The sequence below is a fragment of the Acinetobacter piscicola genome (assembly GCF_015218165.1).
Classification (GTDB): Bacteria; Pseudomonadota; Gammaproteobacteria; order Pseudomonadales; family Moraxellaceae; genus Acinetobacter; species Acinetobacter piscicola_A.
In genome coordinates this window covers 1,386,306-1,401,189 of record NZ_CP048659.1, presented here as the reverse complement: position 1 = coordinate 1,401,189, position 14,884 = coordinate 1,386,306, and the positions used below count along the sequence as shown (strand labels likewise).

At 38.1% G+C, this 14,884-nt stretch carries 19 protein-coding genes; 11 read left to right on the top strand and 8 right to left on the bottom strand.

Annotated elements, in window-relative coordinates:
- Positions 1 to 19 precede the first annotated feature (19 nt).
- The 3 genes from sixA to G0028_RS06765 form a co-directional block, all read right to left on the bottom strand.
- Positions 20 to 475, bottom strand: coding sequence for a phosphohistidine phosphatase SixA (gene sixA / locus G0028_RS06775; protein ID WP_130072742.1), 456 nt, complete (start codon positions 473 to 475; stop codon positions 20 to 22).
- A gap of 71 nt (positions 476 to 546) precedes the next feature.
- The gene (locus tag G0028_RS06770) at positions 547 to 1,620 is read right to left on the bottom strand and encodes an NAD(P)H-dependent glycerol-3-phosphate dehydrogenase (protein WP_180044751.1); all 1,074 of its coding nucleotides are present in this window, start codon (positions 1,618 to 1,620) and stop codon (positions 547 to 549) included.
- Positions 1,621 to 1,676: 56 nt separating this feature from the next.
- Entirely contained in the window at positions 1,677 to 2,261 is a 585-nt protein-coding gene (locus tag G0028_RS06765) for a nitroreductase (RefSeq protein WP_180044752.1), read from the bottom strand.
- Between the two features lie 209 nt (positions 2,262 to 2,470).
- On the opposite strand from G0028_RS06765, the gene G0028_RS06760 reads away from it, so the two are divergent.
- The gene (locus G0028_RS06760) at positions 2,471 to 2,851 is read left to right on the top strand and encodes a hypothetical protein (protein WP_130072745.1); all 381 of its coding nucleotides are present in this window, start codon (positions 2,471 to 2,473) and stop codon (positions 2,849 to 2,851) included.
- A gap of 90 nt (positions 2,852 to 2,941) precedes the next feature.
- Here G0028_RS06760 and rhlB read toward each other — a convergent pair whose 3' ends face one another.
- Positions 2,942 to 4,093 carry an ATP-dependent RNA helicase RhlB gene (rhlB, locus tag G0028_RS06755; protein ID WP_174492955.1) on the bottom strand — a complete coding sequence of 384 codons (1,152 nt, stop codon included), beginning with the start codon at positions 4,091 to 4,093 and terminating at the stop codon, positions 2,942 to 2,944.
- A gap of 124 nt (positions 4,094 to 4,217) precedes the next feature.
- Entirely contained in the window at positions 4,218 to 4,430 is a 213-nt protein-coding gene (locus G0028_RS06750; protein ID WP_004822370.1) for a cold-shock protein, read from the bottom strand.
- Between the two features lie 391 nt (positions 4,431 to 4,821).
- On the opposite strand from G0028_RS06750, the gene G0028_RS06745 reads away from it, so the two are divergent.
- The 6 genes from G0028_RS06745 (at position 4,822) to G0028_RS06720 (ending at position 8,272) form a co-directional block, all read left to right on the top strand.
- On the top strand, positions 4,822 to 5,061 hold the full coding sequence (locus G0028_RS06745) for a sulfurtransferase TusA family protein (RefSeq protein ID WP_130072747.1): 240 nt from the start codon (positions 4,822 to 4,824) through the stop codon (positions 5,059 to 5,061).
- 162 nt (positions 5,062 to 5,223) lie between these two features.
- On the top strand, positions 5,224 to 6,093 hold the full coding sequence (rpoH, locus tag G0028_RS06740; RefSeq protein ID WP_130072748.1) for an RNA polymerase sigma factor RpoH: 870 nt from the start codon (positions 5,224 to 5,226) through the stop codon (positions 6,091 to 6,093).
- 147 nt (positions 6,094 to 6,240) lie between these two features.
- On the top strand, positions 6,241 to 6,606 hold the full coding sequence (locus G0028_RS06735; protein ID WP_180044753.1) for a DUF423 domain-containing protein: 366 nt from the start codon (positions 6,241 to 6,243) through the stop codon (positions 6,604 to 6,606).
- A 37-nt stretch (positions 6,607 to 6,643) separates the two neighbouring features.
- Entirely contained in the window at positions 6,644 to 6,841 is a 198-nt protein-coding gene (thiS, locus tag G0028_RS06730; protein WP_130072750.1) for a sulfur carrier protein ThiS, read from the top strand.
- Between the two features lie 14 nt (positions 6,842 to 6,855).
- Entirely contained in the window at positions 6,856 to 7,641 is a 786-nt protein-coding gene (locus G0028_RS06725) for a thiazole synthase (RefSeq protein ID WP_180044754.1), read from the top strand.
- 190 nt (positions 7,642 to 7,831) lie between these two features.
- Positions 7,832 to 8,272: a surface-adhesin E family protein gene (locus G0028_RS06720; RefSeq protein ID WP_130072752.1), complete on the top strand. Its 441-nt coding sequence runs from the start codon at positions 7,832 to 7,834 to the stop codon at positions 8,270 to 8,272.
- Between the two features lie 77 nt (positions 8,273 to 8,349).
- On the opposite strand, the gene G0028_RS06715 is transcribed toward G0028_RS06720, so the two are convergent.
- The 3 genes from G0028_RS06715 to prfA all read right to left on the bottom strand — a co-directional run bounded on the left by G0028_RS06715 (position 8,350) and on the right by prfA (position 11,176).
- Entirely contained in the window at positions 8,350 to 8,961 is a 612-nt protein-coding gene (locus G0028_RS06715; protein ID WP_180044755.1) for a glutathione binding-like protein, read from the bottom strand.
- 308 nt (positions 8,962 to 9,269) lie between these two features.
- On the bottom strand, positions 9,270 to 10,088 hold the full coding sequence (prmC, locus tag G0028_RS06710; RefSeq protein WP_180044756.1) for a peptide chain release factor N(5)-glutamine methyltransferase: 819 nt from the start codon (positions 10,086 to 10,088) through the stop codon (positions 9,270 to 9,272).
- Positions 10,088 to 11,176: a peptide chain release factor 1 gene (prfA, locus tag G0028_RS06705; protein WP_130072755.1), complete on the bottom strand. Its 1,089-nt coding sequence runs from the start codon at positions 11,174 to 11,176 to the stop codon at positions 10,088 to 10,090. The genes prmC and prfA overlap by 1 nt, the downstream gene beginning before the upstream one ends.
- Positions 11,177 to 11,669: 493 nt before the next feature.
- Here prfA and G0028_RS06700 point away from each other — a divergent pair, with 493 nt between their 5' ends.
- The 4 genes from G0028_RS06700 (at position 11,670) to yiaA (ending at position 14,870) form a co-directional block, all read left to right on the top strand.
- Complete coding sequence (locus G0028_RS06700) at positions 11,670 to 12,092, top strand: hypothetical protein (RefSeq protein ID WP_130072756.1); 423 nt, start codon at positions 11,670 to 11,672, stop codon at positions 12,090 to 12,092.
- Positions 12,093 to 12,433: 341 nt separating this feature from the next.
- On the top strand, positions 12,434 to 12,949 hold the full coding sequence (locus G0028_RS06695) for a hypothetical protein (protein ID WP_130072757.1): 516 nt from the start codon (positions 12,434 to 12,436) through the stop codon (positions 12,947 to 12,949).
- 206 nt (positions 12,950 to 13,155) lie between these two features.
- A complete protein-coding gene (locus G0028_RS06690) occupies positions 13,156 to 14,163 on the top strand; it encodes an LLM class flavin-dependent oxidoreductase (protein WP_180044757.1) in 1,008 nt (335 codons plus the stop codon).
- 215 nt (positions 14,164 to 14,378) lie between these two features.
- A complete protein-coding gene (yiaA, locus tag G0028_RS06685; protein ID WP_180044758.1) occupies positions 14,379 to 14,870 on the top strand; it encodes an inner membrane protein YiaA in 492 nt (163 codons plus the stop codon).
- Positions 14,871 to 14,884 lie beyond the last annotated feature (14 nt).

Here is a 14,884-nt window from a genome sequence, read left to right as displayed (position 1 = left end):
ATTTGTTTTTAAAAGACTTTTATACTGTTGGAATAAAGGCTTTTTGTTGTGTAGATAATCCTTGTGCAATGACGCTTTGCTCATAGATTCGAGCTTCTGCCAATGCATATGGATGAAAATTTTCATGGGTTAATTGCTCTGCAATATGAGCAACCACATTCATGTGACACACAACCACAATATTTTCAAAAGGTAATTGCGCCAACCAATCAATGGCTTGTTTGGCATCATCATCTGGTTTGATCTTATCACAGATCAACACATTTACATCGTGAAAGTGTTTTTGAAGATGTGCTAAGGTTTCCTGCGCACGCAACAATGGACTCACCACAAAAATATCAGGTTTCACTATATCTTTTAAGAAGTTTGCTGTTTGTTGAGCTTGTGCATGACCACGCTCAGTGAGTGGACGTTTATAATCATTTCCATTCAAAGGTGGTGCTGCTTCACCATGACGCACTAAAGTCAGTTGCATAAAATTTCCTTATGGCTTTGCAATGAATTATACCCATTCTTTATGACAACACTATCTCCGTTTCGCATTTTTTAAACCGCATGATGCGGCAATACAAATTCAACATCACTGCGATGTCCATTTTTCATTAAAGAAACCGCAATATTTAACGGTGGTGCACCTTCAAAAATCACTTCATGCAGTGCTGTGGTAATTGGCATATATACATCCAATTCTTTTGCACGAGTATTCACTTGCATAATCGTATTAATCCCTTCGGCAGTTTGCCCGAGCTCTTTGGTTGCTTGTTGCAAGGTTTTCCCCGAACCTAACGCAAAACCCACTTGATAATTACGACTGAGTGGACTGTTACAAGTGGCGAATAAATCCCCCACACCAGACAAACCTAAAAATGTTAATGGATTTGCACCCAGTTTGACTGCAAAACGACTCATTTCCGCCAAAGCACGAGTCAAAATCATACTTTTGGTATTTTCACCCACCTTATAAGCTGCTGCCATACCCATTGCCACAGCATAAATATTTTTCAGCGCACCACCGAGCTCAACCCCATGCACATCATCACTGGCAAAAACACGGAACAAAGCACTATGTAAGGCTTGCTGCACGGCATAGCGCACTAACTCAGAATCGCTCGCGATCACAGTTCCAGCTGGCTGCCCTGCCATAATTTCTTTGGCTAAATTTGGCCCTGACAGCACACCATAAGGTACTTCTGGTAATTCTTCACGAATAATATCACTCATAAAGCAAAAGCTTTTTGCTTCAATCCCTTTGGTCAAAGACACCACAGCTTGTGAACTAATAAAAGGCTTAATTTGCTTTAAAACATCACGAAAAGAATGACTTGGAATCGCCACTAAAATAATATCACGATCACGAACTGCTTTTTCTAAATTGGATTCTGCTTTCAAGCCCATTTCTAAAGGATAATCAGGCAAATAACGTTTATTCACATGCGTTGCATTCATTTCTGCTGCAACATTTTCATCACGAATCCAAATGATTGTATCACAGCCATTACGGGTGGCTGTATTTGCCATCGCAGTTCCAAAACTACCGCCACCTAGAACAGTGACACGCAATGCAGTTTTTTGATTCAACACTACGGGTTCAACCAAATCCGTAAATTTAAGCTCTGACATTATTGTTATCCTGATTTATCACTATTGAGATTAACACTGATTTCTATCTTTATATTTTAGCTTTGATCTACCTGCCAAGTACTCACATAATCATGTGTACTTTGTTCAGCACGTGGTCCGATGACTTTCGCAGCAGTTCCCACATAAATAATTCCTGAAATCAGATCATGCACATTTAAACCTAATTTCGTTTTTAATAATGCAGACTCTACCACAGCACCACTACGCCACATGCTTGCAAAACCTTGCGCTTGTAAAGAAAGTAGTAAATTCTGCACCGCTGCGCCAGTACTTAAAATTTGTTCAAATTCAGGAACTTTTTGATGCTCTACAATTTTAGTCACTACCAAGATTAATAAAGGTGCACGAAATGGATGATGCTTCACGCGCTCTACTTGCGCAGCATCGACCTCACCCAAGTCTTGGATCGCTTGTGCTAGCAATTCACCAAAAGCTTGACGTTGCTCTCCTGCCACCACGATAAAACGTGTTGGTTTGAGGCGATGATGGTCAGGCGCAGTCAAAGCAGCTTGAAATGCCATCTCCAATTGCGCTGCATTTGGTGCAGGCTCAATCAAATGCCCAACGGACTGACGTTGATGAATATTTTGATGCACAATTTGAAGATTTGAATCCATCATTAACCATGTTCTACAAAAACCTTTTCCAACAAGATTAGCATAAACTTTCAGAAAATCATGCTATTTACTGAATTTACCTTGCACAATTCTTCGTATTTCACAGGATTACCATACAAAGCATCATTTTTAATACATATTTGGACATTTTTATTTGCATTCCTATGCTGCAATACCATCATCTTTCTATTTAAGATTTTTAGGGCGGACTTATGAAAAAAACTCTTGTAATCGCATCTATGTTATCCAGTGCTGTTTTGTTTACAGCGTGTAGCTCAAACCCAACACAAACTCAAGCGATTCAAAAACCCAATAATCAATATGAAGTAACAGGTTTGGGTAAAAGCCAAATTATTTCTAAAAATAATGCCATTACCGCAGCAAATAATGCCTGTGGTAAAAAAGCAGCACCTGTTGTTGTAGACGAAAAAGTTGAATTTAATGGCGCATTAAAAGGTGTATTTGACGAACAAACCGGCAAAATGATTACCGCAGCAGCAGGTGTTTTAGGTTCAGTCATTGGTAAAGGAGGTATTGAAAAAGACACAGATTACCAAACTACGCTCACCTTTAGCTGCCAATCAAAACTTTAAAATTCTAATTTAAAACAAAAAACCGCTCAAATTTGAGCGGTTTTCAGCAAGAATCATTCATACGATTTTACGTATTTAATCAGCAATGAATTAACAATAACCCTCTAAACGAGTTAAAGGTAATTTTTGACCAATCGCTTTTTCAATCTCAGGTAAATAAAAAGCATCATCTTCAGACAAGAAACTAATACTAACGCCTTGTGTACCCGCACGACCTGTACGACCAATACGATGCACATAATCATCAGACTGTTCAGGCAACGTAAAGTTAATCACATGTGACACACCATCAACATGAATCCCACGACCTGCCACATCGGTTGCGATCATGATATTGTGTTGCCCATTTTTAAATTGGTCTAACATTTTCAAGCGTTTGTCCTGCGCAATCTCACCTGATAACATCACGACCTTATAATGATCCCGTTTTAAGTGGTCATATAATTTACGTACTTGATCACGACGATTTGCAAAGATCATTACTTTTTCAATCGGTTCATCACTTAATATTTCACGTAATAATTTATATTTATCACGATTTTCAACCACATAAACACGTTGCTCTACATCTGCATTGGTTTTCTTTTCAGGTTCAATTTCAACTGTGACAGGCTCATACAACCATTGTTGTGCTAGATTCAACACATCATAACTAAAGGTTGCAGAAAATAATAAAGTTTGACGTTGTTCTTTTCGTGGTGAATATCGCACAATGCGTTTTACCGATGGAATAAAACCCATATCCAACAACCGGTCAGCCTCATCAATGACCAAAAATTCAATTTGATCCAACCAAACTTCTTTTTGTTCTGTAAAATCAATCAAACGTCCAGGTGTTGCAACAAGAATATCAACGAATGCTTCATCTAGTTGCTTACGTTGTTTGTCAAAATCTACACCACCGACCAAAGTTAGCACGTTTAAATTTGAAAACTTAACCAATTCACGCGCATCATTTTCGATTTGAATCGCCAACTCACGTGTTGGTGCAAGAATTAAAGCTCGTGGCTCACCACGAAAACGCTTTTCTTTAATTGGATTATTGAGTAAATCATTAATAATACTGACTAAAAATGCAGCTGTTTTTCCTGTTCCTGTCTGCGCACGCCCAATCGCATCATGTCCTGCCAAAGTATATTTCAATACTTTTTGCTGAATGGGGGTCATTTCTTTAAACCCTAAACTATCAATCGCTTGCTTCAGTTGTGGATGTAAATTTAGGGTTTCAAAACCTGATGACATATATACGTGCTCTAACTATTAACGACTGAAATAATGTGGTTATTATAAACAAAGATGACCATAAACAAAAACGCCCCAATTCATTAAAATTGGAGCGCCACTTAAGTTTCTACAAACTTAAGAATTAGTCTAAAGGCTGAACTTCTTCAGCTTGAAAACCTTTTTGACCTTGAACAACGCTAAATTCAACACGTTGACCGTCACGTAGTGAACGGTGACCGTCGCCTTGAATTGCACGGAAGTGTACGAATACGTCATCGCCACCAGCGCGTTGAATAAAGCCAAAACCTTTAGTATCATTGAACCATTTAACAACGCCTTGTTCACGAGCTGTCATAAGTTAATCCTCAGTTATTTAGAAAAAAGGACCACCCGGTGTTGCAAACAGCAGAGCAAACAAAGTTTAAAATTTCTTGTAATTTCAAAGCTTGTAATCATTCTGTAAGACTATTAACAAAATCCCGGTTACATCCACTTGTAATAAAGGAGAGCAAACAGTTTTCACCGTCCCTCTCTTAAAGTACGCAACGAGCTTAACATGGGTGAATCACAATTAATAGAATTTTTTTAGATAATTATAAGATAAATATTTTCACATTTTTATCACTTAATCCCACAAGTCTCTATAAACGCTGATTTATGGAAGTAAATAAATTAATACTTTGGGCAAATCCGTTTTCTTTGTTACACTCAAATATTGTTGATAGATAAATGTTATTGCTCAAAAAATGTCTGAAAATTTTGACTCTTCTGTGATCAGTGTCGATGCCATGGGTAAGCCTTGTCCTATGCCACTGTTGTTGCTTAAAAAGCAATTAAAAAGTTTACAAAATAATCAAAATATTTTGTTAAAAGCCTCTGATCCACACAGTGAAATTGATGTTTTGCGGTATTGTGAGCTGCATCAATTACAATGCCAATTCAAACAAATTTCAGAAAATGAGTTTCATTTTTTAATCAGAGTTTAAGTCTTTTCATTTTTAATTCATAAATATTCAATATTTTGCGTTAATACTTGTATAATTGAATAAAAGTTTACATTTCTATACCCAATTTTCCTTAATTATGAATGCAAATACAATTAAGATGAAAGCCATGGTATTACCACTATTATCCTATAAGGAGAACTCATGAGTGACAGCAGCAATCAATTGATGCCCCTGTCCTTATCTGCGCCAGGTGTAAATCTGGGTGCTTATATCAGCACTGTCAACCAAATTCCAATTTTGACAGCCGAACAAGAAAAAGAGTTGGCTGAGCGTTATTTTTATGATCAAGATTTAGATGCAGCCAAAATGTTAGTGATGTCACACTTACGTTTTGTCGTCCATATTGCCCGTAGCTATGCAGGCTATGGCTTGCCACAAGGTGACCTGATTCAAGAAGGTAACTTAGGTTTAATGAAAGCTGTTAAACGCTTCGACCCGAATATGGGAGTGCGTTTAGTTTCTTTTGCAGTGCATTGGATTAAAGCTGAAATTCACGAATATGTTATTCGTAATTGGCGTATTGTCAAAATAGCAACAACCAAGGCACAACGTAAACTCTTTTTCAATTTACGTAGCTTAAAAAAATCGAGTAAAAAACTCACGCTAGAAGAGGCAAAATCCATTGCCAATGACTTGAATGTTACGCCAGAACAAGTCCTAGAAATGGAAGGTCGTTTAACGGCATACGATGCTGCTTTTGAAGCACAAGGTGATGACGACGATGAAGGTTCAACCCATGTTGCTCCAGCGCTTTATCTTGAAGATAACCGTTATGATCCTGCCCGTTTGATCGAAGAAGAAGATTATGAAGAACAAAGCACATCTGCATTGCACGATGCGATGGAACAGCTAGATGATCGTTCACGTAATATCTTACAACGCCGTTGGTTAGATGACGATAAATCAACCTTGCATGAACTTGCTGCTGAATATAATGTTTCTGCGGAACGTATTCGTCAGTTAGAAAAAAATGCCATGGAAAAAATCAAAGTGGCAATGTCATCAAATTAAAGTAACCATCAATAAAAAGGGCGAATTGCCCTTTTTATTTTGCCTATGATTTCAACTAAAAATAGTCTTTGTACTGTATTTTAAGCGCAATTCTCTTGCTAAATTATGTTAAGGTAACGTGCAAATTCTTTGAGATGACCTTGGTTTATGTGGATCGCAATTTCAGCACTCAATCTTGCTATTGCTGTCATGCTAGGTGCATTTGGAGCGCATGGTTTAAAAAAAATCGCCTCGCCTGAACAATTGGCTTGGTGGCAAACGGCAACTGATTATTTTTTCTATCATGCGCTTGGCTTATTGGCTTTAGGTATAATCAGCAAAGTGCTTCCTGCCCTACCCATTAAAATGAGCTTTATTCTCATTCAAGTTGGGATTTTTTTCTTTTGTGGTTCACTGTATGTTATGGCTTTGGGCTTACCCCGTATTTTAGGTGCAATTACTCCCATTGGTGGCGCACTCATGATCGTAGGTTGGTTGCTACTGGCATGGCATGCGCTCAAACACGGAAATTAAGCACATCTCGTTGAAATAAAATAGATATGGACGGATCATGCAAATATTTTTAAATGGCGAAGCGCAACAGACAAATTGTGAAAATTTACAGCAACTCATTCAAGCGCTCGCACTTGAAGGTAAACGTTTTGCCGTAGAAAAAAATGAAATGATCATTGCTAAAAGCAAACTTGAGCAAACCCCCATCGCTGATCAAGATCGAATTGAAATTATTCACGCTGTCGGTGGCGGCTAATTCGGAGCATCCCCATGCAAGACTCTCCCCTTATTATTGGTTCTCGTACATTTAATTCTCGCCTTTTGGTCGGCACAGGCAAATATAAAGATTTAAATGAAACAGATTTAGCCATTCAAGCCAGTGGTGCAGAAATCGTGACGGTAGCGATTCGCCGCGTCAATATTGGTCAAGATCCTAACCAACCCAATTTACTGTCTGTGATTCCACCTGAAAAATATACCATTTTACCCAATACTGCAGGTTGTTTTGATGCTAACAGCGCTGTGCGTACCTGTATGCTTGCACGCGAACTGCTTGATGGTCACAATTTGGTTAAACTTGAAGTTCTAGGTGATGAAAAAACACTTTATCCCAATGTAACTGCAACACTTGAAGCTGCCCGCACTTTGGTTGAAGATGGTTTTGAAGTCATGGTCTATACTTCTGATGATCCTATTGTAGCGCAAGAACTTGAAAGCATGGGCTGTGTGGCCATTATGCCTTTAGGTAGCTTAATTGGTTCAGGTTTAGGGATCTTAAACCCACATACCATTTCCATCATTAAAGAAAATGCTAAAGTCCCTGTTTTAGTTGATGCAGGTGTTGGCACAGCCAGTGATGCTGCAATTGCCATGGAACTGGGTTGTGATGGTGTACTGATGAATACCGCAATTGCCGCAGCACAAAACCCTGTTTTAATGGCATCTGCGATGAAAAAAGCGGTCGAAGCAGGTCGTGAAGCCTATCTTGCAGGTCGTATGCCACGTAAACGTATGGCAAATGCTAGCTCGCCTGAAACAGGTTACTTTTTTAAATAAAAGACTAAATAAAAAGACTAAATAAGATGCTTGAAAGCATTATAAATTTTAGCAAAACGATTAAGGTTACTTCGGTAGCCTTTTTTAATTTATTCAAATCATTCTATCTATTTAAAATTTTCACTAACTGTTAAAATATCATATACATATCATTATATTATTAATTTAAAATTCACAATCGGGGGATCAAGTGAGTTCAATTAAATATGCAATTTTTGGCATTTCATTACTCATTCCAGCACTTTCTTATGCAAATGATTGGATACGCATAACCTCAAGTGATGAAAGCCATTTATATCTGAATGTACCAAGCATCAAAGAAAAGAAACAATATAATCAAACCCTTGTACAAGGATGGCTTAAGTCAGTTATTTTTAATGATCTCACCCAAGATGGTCTTGCAGTCGGCGATTATTATATGACGCTTTATCAAGCAGATTGTAATGAACAAAAATTTGGTACTATCACACAAACTAAATATAAAAAAGACAAAGTTTTTGGTCAAAGCTATCAACCTTATTCAGTCAATATGCAATATGCAATTCCTGAAACAATTGGAGAAAGCATTCTCGAATCTCTGTGTCTCGCCAATGAGATTAAACAAGGTCGCATGAACCCAAATGATGAATAGTCAGTCTTCATCATCTAATCATAAATAAAAAAAAACAGCCTGTTTAGGCTGTTTTTTTTATTTTTTGTATGGATCAATCAAGGAATTAAACCTTCATCACGCATCGCAATTTGTACTGATTGACGTTCAGCAACCAAGTTACGTAGTGCAACGATATTTTTAAATGGTGTTAAGTCATGATGAATCACATTCGACCAATTGGTTAGGACAAATAAATAAGCATCCGCAGGTCCAAAACGATCATTCACCAAATAATCGTACTCAGAATCCCCCAAATAATCATCAATATATTTCAACATTTTATCTAGGGTTGCATAACCACGCTGTTTTTCCTCTTCAGACACAGCCGGATTAAAAAACACTGCATATTCATCATGTAATTCTGAGTTTAGATACCCCAACCACTCCAAAACTTTCGCACGCCCCAAACCTGAGGGTGGAATCAAATCTTGCCCTGCATCATGTTGTGCAATAAAAGGAAGAATGGCGACATTTTCAGTTAAGATCAAGCCGGGATTAATTTCTAATGCTGGAACATAGCCTTTAGGATTAATTTCGTAATAATCTGCACCTTTTTCAGTCGTGTGTGTTTTTAAATCAACACGTACTAGATCAAAATCAACATTAATTTCATTGAGTAAAATATGAGCAGCTAAAGAACACGCACCTGGAGAATAATACAACTTCATATCTAATCCTTGTTATATGATTGTTTCAGTTTTAAAAGGCTTATACCGCAATTTCAAGGGATAAAACATGAAAATTGCAAATAAGCGTAAATTTTATAAATTCGGCTACACTTTGAATATTCAGCAAAATGAAGTTTTTTTCAAGTCAAAGTTTGCCGTATTAGACTAATCGATGTTTTAACATACGTTTCATTAAAATTAATGAAATACTTTGAAGTTCTAGAAAGGTCGATCATAAAAAAGCAGAATCATTTAAATTCTGCTTTTTTATATCTTGAGGAGACATGAAACGCTAATTCAATCAGGATTTAATTTTGCCACTGCGCCAAAGTGACACGGTCATTTCCACCATAGTCTTTCACGGTACGGATTTCTTTAAATCCATATTTTTGGAAAATGCCTTGTACCGCCTCAGCTTGATCATAGCCATGTTCTAAAGCAATCCAACCTTGATGGGTTAACCAATTTTTGCCCTGTTTAATGATGAGCTCGATATCTGCTAAGCCTTGATTTGCTGCAACCAAAGCACGCTCAGGTTCTGATGCTAAATCACGCATATGCACATCATCTGCATCAATATAAGGCGGATTAGATACAATCACATCAAAATATTGACGATTAAGCGCTTCAAACCAATTGCCTAAATAAAATTTCACATGAGTTAAATCATGCTTTTTCGCATTAGACAATGCAACCTCTAAAGTTGGCTCATAGATATCTGTCGCAATCACAGACCATTCAGGTCGTTCACTCGCTAAAGATAAAGCAATTGCGCCCGTTCCTGTGCCTAAATCAACAATACGTGCATCTTCAGGGACATCAAGATGTAATACCGTTTCCACCAAAACTTCTGTGTCGGGACGTGGCACTAAAGTATCTTTTGTTACGGTTAAATCTAAAGTCCAAAATGGCTGTGAACCTGTAACGTATGCTAAAGGCTCACCATCCGCAATACGTTTTAAACCCTCAACATATTGCTGTTCCTGCTCTGCTGTCAGTTCTTGCTCTTTTTTCATCACCAAATCAAAAGAATCAATTTTGGTAATGTGCTCAAGCAACCAAGCATTTTCTTGGCGTTCATAACTTTCAGGCTCACCACGTAAAGTAAGCGCTTGTGCGATATTCATTAGCCACCGTTCTGCTGAGCAAGAAGCGCCAACTGATCTGCTTGATATTCACGATGTAAACTATCAAGTAACTCTGTCAAATCACCCTCCATTACTGCATCTAGCTTATATAAAGTTAAGTTAATACGATGATCTGTCATACGGCCTTGTGGATAGTTATAAGTACGAATACGTTCAGAACGGTCACCTGAACCGACCAAGTCACGGCGCATTTCTGAGGTTGCAGCATCTGCAGCCGCACGTTTTGCATTTTCTAAACGTGAAACTAATAGAGCCATCGCTTTAGCCTTGTTCTTATGCTGTGAACGCTCATCCTGACATTCCACCACTGTACCTGTTGGAATATGGGTAATACGCACTGCAGAATCGGTTTTGTTAATGTGCTGACCACCCGCACCTGACGCACGATAGGTATCGATACGTAATTCGGATGGGTTAATTTCTACAGTCGTATCCACATCAATTTCAGGTAAAATCGCAACCGTACATGCAGACGTATGTACTCGCCCTTGAGATTCTGTCGCAGGAACACGTTGCACACGATGTGCACCACTTTCAAATTTTAAGCGACCATACACGCCTTCACCATTAATCAGGCAAATAACCTCTTTATAACCGCCATGTTCGCCTTCATTTTCAGACAAGATTTCAATACGCCAACCTTGTGTTTCAGCATATTTACTATACATACGAAATAAATCACCCGAGAAAATGGCTGCTTCATCACCACCTGTTCCCGCACGAATTTCTAAATAGGCTGAGTTGGCATCATTGGGATCTTTAGGAATCATTAAAATATTCAGATCCGCTTCTAAAGACTCAATCAATGCTTTATTTTCTTTAATTTCTTCAATTGCCATGTCTTTAAAGTCAGGATCTGAAGTCATTTCCTCAGCCGTAACAATGTCTTCTTCAGCTTGTTTATATTTTTTCCAAACATTGGTAATTTCAGTCAAATCATTATGTTCACGTGACAAGTTACGAAAACGTTTGTTGTCTGAAATCACTTCCACATCGGCAAGTAAAGCCTCTAATTCTTCGTGTCGATCACACAATTGGTCTAATCGTAAACGTAACGACTCTTTCATTTAACTAAAATCTCAAGCTTAAGCTTACCCCAATTCATTGACGATAATATGCAGTATCAGAATAAATACGGTAAGACATTTTAAAAATTGTGCCTAGTTTAACGATTCTCGCTTTTAAATGACACAGCAAACTCAACTTCTGTTTATTTTTCATAAGATAAATATTTTTATGGCCCTCCATCAGGAATACACTCTCTAAATGGAGGGTTGTAACTGAAAAAACCAAGACTCAATGCAAAGTCGATATTTATTTCATGTCTAAATCTACAGCATTTTTAAATTTGGCTTAAAATCGGACAATTTAATTCATCCTTTCTACATCATTTCGCAAAATATGCCATTTTAAAGCACAATTTTAATAGAAAGCATACATTCAGATACTAAACACCTTCATAAAGGGAAATCTTCTCCACATTTTCCATGTCGCCTTTTGTTACATTTACCTCATCGAATAGAGATATAGAGCTGTCCACCTCAGGACATGGAGCAAGACATGAAATTAAATGCATTATTATTAAGTTCTGCTTTAGCAGTAACCTCAGTTTTTACAGTAAGTGCCCATGCTGACAACTCAACTCGTATTGCTGCAACTTCTGCATTAGGTAGCGTGGCAGGAACTGCTATTGGTAAACAAATGGGCGGTAATACGGGTGCAATGATTGGTTCTGCACTCGGTGGTGCAGGCGGTGCTGCCGTAGCAACCAATAAGCGTGACCGTACTGCTGCTGCAATCGGTGGTGGTTTAGGCGGTGTAGGTGGCTATACTGTTGGTAAAAATGTGGGTGGCTCAACAGGCGGTTATATTGGTTCGGCTTTAGGTGCTGCGGGCGGTTCTGTTCTAGGTAAAAAAGTATCAGAAGACCGCCATTATGATGATCGTAAATACAACCGTAAATATCGTAGACATCATCGCTAAGCCTGTAGAATTAAGTTATAAGCACCTAAGTTTAGGTGCTTTTTTTATTGTCTTAAAATATTACACAGATCATCTCGGTTTATTGCAAAAATTTTATTATATCTAAATATTTAGAAATTATTTCCCTAGCCATATTCTGCAAAGTTGAACAGTTTAATCTTAAAATATTTTGATGCTTAAGTTCCCCCATTGCTAAAAATTAACGATGAATGAATAAAAGTTACAAATTGTTTACGCTTTGCATCCATTTCATTACAACGACATTCATAATCACACCGCAGTTGTTCGGTAAATTAAGCTCAAGTTAAAAATTTAGATAAGCTTCGAGAAGGAGTTTGAACATGAAATTACATGCAATGATTGGTGCAACTGTACTTGCAGCAACCTTAATGACCACCGCACATGCAGACAATGGCACACGGGTTGCCCTTTCTTCTGGCCTAGGTAGTGTCGTTGGTGCTGCAATCGGTAACCAAATGGGTGGTAGCACAGGTGCAATGATTGGTTCTGCACTCGGTGGTGCAGGCGGTGCGGCAGCATCAAGTAACCGCCGTGACCGTACAGGCGCTGCCATTGGTGGTGCATTAGGTGGTGCAGGTGGTTATAGTGTTGGTCGTAATGTGGCAGGTTCAACAGGTGGCTATGTTGGTGCAGGTTTAGGCGCAGCAGGTGGTTCAACTTTAGGACGTAAAGTCAGTGAAGATCGCCGTTATGATGACCGATACGATAATGATCGTTATGATCGCCGTTACAACGATCGAGGCTATCGTGGTAGCAACTACCGTTATAATGACCGAAACTACCGCCATGACAATGGTCGTCATTTAGGTCATTACAAACATAAACATCGCGACTAATCAAATCATCCATCATACATTTTATTTTTAAAAACACGTTTTAAGTTTTCACCTAGAAAATTGGATCACAAGCCGATTTTCTAGGTTTTTTATTTATAGGCATCTCACTTTAGATTTTGTAAATATTTTTTAATATCGAATATTTTCGATATGCAAACTGTTTTTTATATCGTATTATTTCGATATATCCTGTTTTGAGTATGCCAATGCGATCTTTAAAAAATACCCAATTTTCCATCTTAGAATTAGCCCCTGTTCGTGAAAATCAGGACGTGGCTTTTTCACTTCATCATGCACTTGAACTGGCACAGCATGCAGAAAAATTGGGATATGATCGTTTATGGCTCGCAGAACATCATAATATGGATGGGATCGCTAGCTCTGCAACAGCAGTATTATTAGGTTATCTCCTTGCAAATACCCACAGCTTAAAAGTGGGTTCAGGAGGCATTATGCTCCCTAACCATGCCCCCTTAGTCGTCGCTGAACAGTTTGGAACATTAGCAACACTCTATCCCAACCGCATTGAGCTGGGTTTAGGTCGTGCGCCAGGTTCAGACCAAGTTACTATGCGTGCTTTACGCCGTGGTCGCCAAGAAACTGAAGAACAATTCCCCAATGATGTGGTGGAAATTTTAAGTTATTTTGCTGATGCTCAACCTCATCAACGCATCACAGCAACTCCTGGACAAGGGACGCATGTGCCTGTTTGGTTATTAGGCTCAAGTTTATTTAGCGCACAACTTGCTGCACGACTAGGACTGCCCTACTCTTTTGCTTCACATTTTGCACCACGTATGTTAGGACAAGCGATTGCAATATATCGAGATAATTTCCAAGCATCAGCTTATCTAGATCAACCTTATGTGTCGATGGGTGTACCAACGGTGGTCGCTGAAACAGATGCTGAAGCAGAATATTTGGCAACCAGTGTTTACCAACGTATTCAAAATCTTGTGACAGGTGCACCGAGCATTAAACTCAAACCACCTGTAGAAAGTATGGAAGGTCGTTGGTCTGTTGCAGAAAAAATGGCTGTCCAAAACTTTTTAGCAATGGCACAAATTGGCTCACCCACTACAGTCAAACAAGGCTTAGAAAATTTACTAGAACAGTATGAGGTCGATGAGTTTATTTTTACTTGTGACATCTATGACACACAAAAACGTTTAGACAACTTCAGTTTATTGATGGACATAAAAACATCTTTATAGATGATACTGATCTTTTAGGTTTAGACTCAAAATAGCCATCATTGTATGGTTATTTTTATATCCATGTTTTAAAAGCTGAAAAATAAAATCGTAAACAAAAAATTGAGCCGTTTATTTTTAAATTTCATGCCCTTTTATTTGAAACAATTTGCCATCCCTTTTCCTTTCAGCATAATGAATGATATAAAACAGTAAAAGCGATAAGGAAAATAACAATGGATCAATTCATCAATAAACCAACCCCAGCTTTTATTGCTGCAAGTTGGGTTGCCTTACTTGCAGGTGCGGTTGCCTATATGGTGGGATTATTTAATGCAGATATGTTATTGAATGAAAAAGGTTATTATTTAATTCTGATTTTATATGGTTTGTTTTCAGCAGTTTCATTACAAAAAATTATCCGTGATCGACTTGAAGGTATGCACGTCACACCTATTTATTTTGGATTATGTTGGGCATCAGTGATCATTTGCATTGTACTTTTAGCCATGGGTTTATGGAATGCGAATCTACTCTTAAGTGAAAAAGGTTTTTATATTATGGCTTTTTTACTGAGCTTATTTGGTGCTGTGGCGGTACAAAAAAATATTCGAGATTTAGAATATATTCGCAATAAAAATGCACCCGAACTCACCACGAAAATTTTAGAGGAAAATCATAAGACCATTGAATCTACAAAAGATATTTATAGTGATGAAAAGTTTTAACGCTGAATAAGAGG

Coding starts and splice junctions, on each gene's coding strand:
- sixA (WP_130072742.1), bottom strand. CDS start 475: ATGCAACTGACTTTAGTGCGTCATGGTGAAGCAGCACCACCTTTGAAT.
- G0028_RS06770 (WP_180044751.1), bottom strand. CDS start 1,620: ATGTCAGAGCTTAAATTTACGGATTTGGTTGAACCCGTAGTGTTGAAT.
- G0028_RS06765 (WP_180044752.1), bottom strand. CDS start 2,261: ATGATGGATTCAAATCTTCAAATTGTGCATCAAAATATTCATCAACGT.
- G0028_RS06760 (WP_130072745.1), top strand. CDS start 2,471: ATGAAAAAAACTCTTGTAATCGCATCTATGTTATCCAGTGCTGTTTTG.
- rhlB (WP_174492955.1), bottom strand. CDS start 4,093: ATGTCATCAGGTTTTGAAACCCTAAATTTACATCCACAACTGAAGCAA.
- G0028_RS06750 (WP_004822370.1), bottom strand. CDS start 4,430: ATGACAGCTCGTGAACAAGGCGTTGTTAAATGGTTCAATGATACTAAA.
- G0028_RS06745 (WP_130072747.1), top strand. CDS start 4,822: ATGTCTGAAAATTTTGACTCTTCTGTGATCAGTGTCGATGCCATGGGT.
- rpoH (WP_130072748.1), top strand. CDS start 5,224: ATGAGTGACAGCAGCAATCAATTGATGCCCCTGTCCTTATCTGCGCCA.
- G0028_RS06735 (WP_180044753.1), top strand. CDS start 6,241: ATGTGGATCGCAATTTCAGCACTCAATCTTGCTATTGCTGTCATGCTA.
- thiS (WP_130072750.1), top strand. CDS start 6,644: ATGCAAATATTTTTAAATGGCGAAGCGCAACAGACAAATTGTGAAAAT.
- G0028_RS06725 (WP_180044754.1), top strand. CDS start 6,856: ATGCAAGACTCTCCCCTTATTATTGGTTCTCGTACATTTAATTCTCGC.
- G0028_RS06715 (WP_180044755.1), bottom strand. CDS start 8,961: ATGAAGTTGTATTATTCTCCAGGTGCGTGTTCTTTAGCTGCTCATATT.
- prmC (WP_180044756.1), bottom strand. CDS start 10,088: ATGAATATCGCACAAGCGCTTACTTTACGTGGTGAGCCTGAAAGTTAT.
- prfA (WP_130072755.1), bottom strand. CDS start 11,176: ATGAAAGAGTCGTTACGTTTACGATTAGACCAATTGTGTGATCGACAC.
- G0028_RS06700 (WP_130072756.1), top strand. CDS start 11,670: ATGAAATTAAATGCATTATTATTAAGTTCTGCTTTAGCAGTAACCTCA.
- G0028_RS06695 (WP_130072757.1), top strand. CDS start 12,434: ATGAAATTACATGCAATGATTGGTGCAACTGTACTTGCAGCAACCTTA.
- G0028_RS06690 (WP_180044757.1), top strand. CDS start 13,156: ATGCGATCTTTAAAAAATACCCAATTTTCCATCTTAGAATTAGCCCCT.
- yiaA (WP_180044758.1), top strand. CDS start 14,379: ATGGATCAATTCATCAATAAACCAACCCCAGCTTTTATTGCTGCAAGT.